8 protein-coding genes are annotated in these 6,128 nt (G+C 39.3%); 7 read left to right on the top strand and 1 reads right to left on the bottom strand.

All coding sequences use genetic code 11. The features are described 5' to 3' along the window. Together D2910_RS16665 and D2910_RS16670 are read left to right on the top strand one after the other, a co-directional pair. Positions 1-409: tyrosine-type recombinase/integrase (locus D2910_RS16665; protein ID WP_117314297.1), on the top strand; the 409-nt coding region annotated here is incomplete at its 5' end. A 606-nt stretch (positions 410-1,015) separates the two neighbouring features. Continuing rightward, on the top strand, positions 1,016-2,182 hold the full coding sequence (locus D2910_RS16670) for a replication initiation protein (RefSeq protein WP_117314298.1): 1,167 nt from the start codon (positions 1,016-1,018) through the stop codon (positions 2,180-2,182). An 870-nt stretch (positions 2,183-3,052) separates the two neighbouring features. On the opposite strand, the gene D2910_RS16675 is transcribed toward D2910_RS16670, so the two are convergent. Further along, entirely contained in the window at positions 3,053-3,418 is a 366-nt protein-coding gene (locus D2910_RS16675) for a hypothetical protein (RefSeq protein WP_117314299.1), read from the bottom strand. Between the two features lie 250 nt (positions 3,419-3,668). Between D2910_RS16675 and D2910_RS16680 the strand changes: the two genes are divergently transcribed. From D2910_RS16680 to D2910_RS16700, 5 genes are all read left to right on the top strand, one after another. Next, complete coding sequence (locus D2910_RS16680; RefSeq protein WP_117314300.1) at positions 3,669-4,238, top strand: MerR family transcriptional regulator; 570 nt, start codon at positions 3,669-3,671, stop codon at positions 4,236-4,238. A gap of 97 nt (positions 4,239-4,335) precedes the next feature. Continuing rightward, the gene (locus D2910_RS16685) at positions 4,336-4,782 is read left to right on the top strand and encodes a DUF7878 domain-containing protein (protein ID WP_112234014.1); all 447 of its coding nucleotides are present in this window, start codon (positions 4,336-4,338) and stop codon (positions 4,780-4,782) included. Positions 4,783-4,850: 68 nt separating this feature from the next. Then, positions 4,851-5,336: a DUF6188 family protein gene (locus tag D2910_RS16690; RefSeq protein ID WP_117314301.1), complete on the top strand. Its 486-nt coding sequence runs from the start codon at positions 4,851-4,853 to the stop codon at positions 5,334-5,336. Positions 5,337-5,584: 248 nt separating this feature from the next. Next, on the top strand, positions 5,585-5,764 hold the full coding sequence (locus tag D2910_RS16695; protein WP_117314302.1) for a hypothetical protein: 180 nt from the start codon (positions 5,585-5,587) through the stop codon (positions 5,762-5,764). Positions 5,765-5,896: 132 nt separating this feature from the next. Beyond that, positions 5,897-6,128 (top strand): site-specific integrase (locus D2910_RS16700; protein ID WP_479692241.1); only part of this gene is annotated, 232 nt, incomplete at its 3' end.

Consider the following 6,128-nt stretch of genomic DNA (forward strand, 5'->3'; position numbering starts at 1 on the left):
AAAAATTAAAGTGAGTGAGATCCAGGACAAACAAGTCGCGTCGCTGCGTGAAGGGAAAACCGGTAAACGTCGGACCATCCACCTCGGCAACATCTACACTGAGCTGAATACTTATATCAACTCGCTAGAAGCGTCTGAGTGGCTGTTTCCGAGCCGAAAGGGCGATGGGCCGATTACACGTGTTCAAGCCTACCGCCAGCTCAACAAGGCGGCCCAGATGGTCGATATGCCGGATGGCATCGGCACACACACGCTGCGCAAGACATTCGGCTATTGGCATTACAAGCAATTCAAAGACATTGCCGAGCTGCAGAATATCCTCAACCATGCGCATCCGCAGATTACCTTGCGCTATATCGGCATCACCGATGAGCAAATTGAGAGCAACTTAAAAGCGTTTCGTCTGTAAAACTCCCAGCATTTTTCTGCGGAGTTTTTTTGTTTGTTAAAAAACGGCTTCTAAGAGGGGTTAAATCGATTTTAAGGATGTACCCCTAGTTCTATTCTTTTTTGGTCTTAAAATCGTTTTAAAGGGGGTTCTGTGCGTTCTATAGATGCATCAGGAGGGCGATTCACTTTGTCTTTTGTAAAACCAATGATTTTATAGAAAAAGTCATGGCGATCTGAGAAGAGTTTTTGAAATGCCACACTTTCGGTCCTTGTTATTTGCCCACCACCAGTTCGCGCGTACGCGTGTTGTTGGTGTTTTAATTACTTTGTTTTAATTGTTTTAACTGTTTTAGGAAGCTTGAAACCCTTGGTATGACTGAGTTGAAAGAGTCTAACTATTACCTTTTCGGTCCTAACTATTACCTTTTCGGTCCTAACTATTACCTTTTCGGTCCCTAACTATTACCTTTTCGGTCCTAACTATTACCTTTTCGGTCCTAACTATTAAAAAAAACATAACGATTAATAAAAAGGTTGATTGGTGACTTTTAAACTGATACGCTAGCACAAAGTATTATTTGTAACGGTTTTTTTAATAGTTAATTATCAAAGGGGTGCTCTATACATGAAAGAAAACTTTATCGTTACTCAAAGAAATGAATTGATTGAAGCTCGTCAGGTAAATCCGTTAACAATTCGAGAGCAAAAAATTGTATTAACAATGGTTAGCATGATCGAACCAACTGATGAAGATTTTAAAGATTACCGCATATCTATTAAAGAATTTAGCGATATGTTGGGACTAGAAGGCAAGGCCAAATATACAGAATTAAAAGCAATTACTAAAGATTTGATGAGTAAAAGTATTGAAATTCCTCGTGATGATGGAGGATGGTTATTTGCTAATTGGATCTCCAGTGCTGAATATCAAAAGGGCGAAGGTGTTATCGCTTTATCATTTTCACCAAAACTATTACCTTATCTTTTGCAGTTACAAGACACCTTTACATCTTACCGATTAAGCAATATTTTAGCGTTGAAAAGCACATATTCAATCCGTCTCTATGAGTTAATGAAAAAGTGGCAATATCGAGGTAAATGGGAATGTCCTATAGAGTCTATAAGAGAAAAGATGGGTGCCAACAGCAAAGCTTACTCTCTCTATGGCAACTTTAAAAGTAAAATTCTATTGCCTTCTATCAAAGAATTGAATGAACAAACAGATCTATTTATTGATTACAAAGAAATAAAAAAAGGACGAAAAATAGACAGAATCGAATTTACAATCTCTCGTGCTCCTGAAAAAGAAATTCGAATACCACGTCTTGAAAACAAATTGGAGCAAGCGGAAGAACTTAGCGAAATAGACAAGCTACGTATACGAATGAACGAACTTGCAGAGGGCTATCAATTCGATACCGCCTTTTTTGCGCAGCTGCATCAAGGAGCGTCCTTGATTTGGCGAGACGACGCCGAACAAGAATTGGAATTCTTGATTCGCTACGTCAACGAAGAAAAGAGCGTGAAAAATCCACTCGGCTTTATCAAATCCAAAATTACTTCCGCCTGGGAGATCCATGAAGCTGGCGGACGGATTACGTTTGCGGATCTGCAGCCGGTGAAAGAACGCTGGGCCGGACGCGAAGAAAAACTTCCGGACTGGTTCACCTCCAAAGATGAACCGGTTGAACCATCGGAATCAAATCCGGAACTCGATAAAGAAAAAGAGAAGCTGCTGAAGAAGTTGGCCGAAAAAAAGAAACGCACAACGAAAGATGCCTCCACTTCTTAAACAGAAAAGCCAAAAGCCCGGTCCGATTTCCTCTCGTTGGAATATCAGAACGGGCTTTTTTAGGCTTATCTTTTATTCTTTTTTCTCTCTCTTTTGGATATCCGAAGGCGACAAGTAAAACCCCGTCACCACCCCGATTTTGGGGTGGTGTATAACTGGGCACTGTCGGATTTTTTTACGTAGCAATCTCTTGGATCTGCCGTTCGTTTTTTCTAGCCAATTGTTTTTCGAGATCCCCTTCAGCAATCAAAACGAAAAAGTTCAGTGAGAGTGCCCATTTATACGCACCGATTTTTTCTGCAAAAAAGTCACTGCCTTCTTTTGGGTTTCCTGCTGGGGCTAATGAACAGCAAAACAGTCGTAAAGGTGAAAAAAGAGAGAAAGAGCATAAGGGAAACGTGTCCCCATTTTCAATGTGGAACTAGGCAGAGCCTATTGTTTAGTTGGGTACATCAAATTTCAGTTTTGACACAGTTTTGTTCCACTTTTTTTACGGTTTGGCACAAGTTTGTGCCAGCTTTTTTTGTGTTTGGTACAGTTTTGTACCAACTTTTTTCATCAATCTTACCTTTTCCCGTTCTTTTTCGAAGTCAATTTGAGTTTGAAAAAGCAGTTGAATTCAATATTATTTTTAGAAAAAAGAATTAGATTTCCGTGACGATTGATAGCAACAAAAATTCCGGAGTGCCCAGTTATACACCACCCCAAATTCGGGGTGGTGAAAGGGATTCACTTGTCGCCTTCGGATATGAGAACAAATAGAGAAAAATGAAAAAAGCAGCAATCATTCGTTCAGAAATTTAGCTTGAAATAGAAGACTGTTCGCAAAGTGCATGGCCACATTTGCGAACGGTTTTTAAACAGAATGTTTTAATAGACCACCGGAACTTTTTTGATCGTAAGCAGATGACCTTCTGGCAATAACAATTCTTCCGAAGACTTTATTTTATGTAATAATACTTGGTTTTTCTCAAGGACTTTGAAGGGCACTCTATTCGAATTAACCAGTTTGGCAATTTGAAATGTACATCTTTTATGATTGTCAGCTTTTTCATAAATGTATTTCAGCAGAACTTCTACGTCTTTTTTTGTATTGATCCCATTATCAATTTCAATTTGAACAGGAAAATCGAACCCTTTAATTCGTTCATTGGATCTTTCAAAATATAATTGATGTTCTTTATAGGTTTCTGGAGTCAATTCGATATCGGATGCAATGTAATAAAAATAAGTCATACATAAATCTCCTTCCAGTGGTTGTAGTTAGCAAAAGCTAGTTTTTTAAAATTGTTAAAACATATATAACATATGTTGAATAGATTTGAGTTTACATATCCCGACTTATCGGAAGTTCGATAATAGAAAATGGAGAAGGTGCTGGCCTGCAGCATCTTCTTTCTTAATTTCTAGGAACCTTTATTGAAAAAGAAGATGCAAGGCAGATCGAACTCTTATAACATGAAACAAAAGAGGTGGTGAGCGACTGATGATGACCCCCAGCGAAGTATGTAAGCAATTAAATATTTCTCCTTCAACGTTACGGAAATACAGCCTTCGCTTTGAATCGGAAGGTATTCTCTTTAAAAGAAACAAAAGTAATAGCCGAATTTACACCGTCACAGAGGTCGCGGCGCTACGGGAGTCTATGACGGTCACAAAAAGCGGTGACATAACGTTCGAGAATGCTGTCAGAGAAGCTGCTGAAGGCTTAAAAGGTGCATCTACAATAACGCCAGAAAACGGCGTCACAAGCACACCGCCGCGGCGTCATGACGACGTCGCGACAGCCGTTATCTTGAAGAAATTGGAAGACCTTGAAGAAGAGAACCGAAGTCTGAAAGAAGAGATGCGAAAACGGGACTCTTTGTTTGTGGAAGTCTTGGAAGAAATGAAGCATAAACTGGATCGGATAGAAGAGAATCAGAAGCAACTAGCTGCACCAATGCCCGAAGAACCAGAGCTAGATTCACCCTCACAGCAGCCAGAAAGCGAACCAGAAACGGTCGCACCAAAAAAAGACACCCGAGGTTTATGGGCAAGGATCTGGAACAAATAAAGGGTACTGTTTTAGCAGAACCGAATGTAACTTAAGTGCAGTTAAGTTACATTCACACTGAAAAATTCTAGTAGAAACGTACTGAAGGAGTGATTGAATGGAGAATCTGGCTATTGATTTTGAATTGGATCCGTTATTGAAATTGGATAAAAAGCTAATTCGACAGAAAAACGGAAAATTATTGATTGATGTGCAAGGGGAATTAACCATTCATATCGGTCATTCGTGTTTCTTTCATGAACCGTCCTTAGCGTTGCTTGAACTGGGTGTTGCTTTAAAAGAGTGGAGAGTGAAAGATTCCGAAGGAGAAAATGATTTTTATTACTTCACGATGGAACATGATGAAAGGGAAGGACCTATTTTATCTTTTATTAGAAAAAGCGAAAATGAATGGCAGCTCTTTTCAATTTGGCAAGAATTTGAACACGAAAGCACGATAGCTTCTGAGGTGTTGTTAAAAGCAGTAGACCAGTATTTAACTAAACTAGAAGATATTTTGTTGAGGAAGTTCAATATCAAGTATTCATACTTCACTCGATTCTGATAAACCGAATGTAACTTAATGTGAATTATGTTACATTCGATTTCAAAAAAATAAAGGTGTGTAAAAAAATGAAAAAAGAAGACAAAAGCTTTGCAGAGAGGGCGTTAAAGCGATTACTTGTCGGAAGCCAACTTGATGGTCTTCAATTCGGTATTGGTCCAGGGGGATTGCGCGTCTCCTTTACCCATTATTCAATGCAAGAGCCCGATATGTTGTGGTTGACCATTGAGGTGAGAAAAATCGCCGTTATTACAGATCCTGAGCGATTACACTCGACTTCTAGAGAAAATTTGAAAGAACTAGATGATGAAGATTCATTTCAACTACTGCTGAAAAACCGGAGAGAAAAAGTGAAGGATGTTTGGCTCGGAGATGAGTCGCCACATTTGTATATTTCATTTGATTCCGGAAAGGTCTTGTATGTAAATGGGCATGATAAAAACTACGAATGCTGGCAGCTTGGAGATCAATCTGGTTTTGGAGGAGGCGACTGGTTGATTGTAGCAGTTCCAGGAAATGAAATAGCTACTTGGAGTCCTGAAGAGTTCGAATGAGATTGGTTACGAAAGAAAAACTGAATGTAACTTATTGGTAATTAAGTTACATTCACATCCTTGATTCCATTGACTTCGCCGAAAAAACAAGCGAAACTGAAATTACTAGAAAAAATGATACATTCAGAACCCTACTTCTATTGGCTTCAAAAGAATGAAAACGACTGATTTTCGAAAATGAAATAAATCCTGATTTTTTAGTTTATTTGCTCAAAAAATAAGTTAGTATCTAGAAAAGGAGGGATTTCATGAATCTATTTGCGTTATCTCCTATACTTCTGATGGTATTCTTAGCCATCGTTATCGTTGTGATTCTGTTCTTTGTGGCAAAGCGTGCCAGCAGTTCTGGGAAAGTAACGGAGTATGAGAGGCGTATTCAAGCTCTCGAAGAAGAAAACAGAAGGTTAAGAGAAAATCAGCGACCATAGTAAAATTTTAAAAAAGGGCTCGTTGTTCTTTGGCGGCGCTCTTTTTCTTTTGTCTTAAATCCCTTGAGTAGTTCGCTACATACGGCAATTAGCCAATAAAAAAATACAGCAACCAAGCGAAAGGAGTTTGTCATGACTAAGCAAAGCGAAATTAAAGACGTGCAGCCAATCCGGTCGCTGGACCGGATTGAGGACATGAAGTGGAGTTTAAAGAAGTGGTGTGGCGAACGAGACTATATTTTGTTTCTTCTCGGCATCAATTCGGGGCTGCGGGTCGGGGATCTGTTAAAAATTAAAGTGAGTGAGATCCAGGACAAACAAGTCGCGTCGCTGCGTGAAGGGAAAACCGGTAAACGTCGGACCA

The sequence above is a fragment of the Planomicrobium okeanokoites genome (assembly GCF_003428875.1).
Taxonomy (GTDB): Bacteria; Bacillota; Bacilli; order Bacillales_A; family Planococcaceae; genus Planococcus; species Planococcus okeanokoites.